The 295-nt window shown below is 65.4% G+C and carries 1 pseudogene; it reads left to right on the top strand.

Annotated elements, in window-relative coordinates:
* Positions 1-52 precede the first annotated feature (52 nt).
* A pseudogene (locus PZH32_RS13255) lies at positions 53-295 on the top strand (hypothetical protein); the annotation flags it as partial.

Raw genomic sequence — 295 nt, 5'->3', positions numbered from 1 at the left:
CGCGGCGTGAGGCAGCGGGACGAGGGGAGGTGGCGCGATGACGCGCGCGAAGATGCCGATCGTATCTGGCGCGGGTTCCTCGGGCGACCCGCATCATCAGTTCGGCTTCTCGTTCGACCAGCGGCGCTGCACGGGCTGCAAGACCTGCGAGATGGCCTGCCGGGACTACCATGATCTGGGCACAGGTCCGGCTTTCCGCACTGTGCACGAGTATGCGGGGGGAACCTGGATCCAAAACGACGAGGGCGCGTGGGAACACGACGTGTTCGCCTTCTACGTCTCCATGTCCTGCAAC

It is taken from the genome of Adlercreutzia equolifaciens, assembly GCF_029076695.1.
Taxonomy (GTDB): Bacteria; Actinomycetota; Coriobacteriia; order Coriobacteriales; family Eggerthellaceae; genus Adlercreutzia; species Adlercreutzia equolifaciens_A.
The sequence above is the reverse complement of the archived record's forward strand: the minus strand, read 5'-3'. Positions and strand labels throughout refer to the sequence as shown.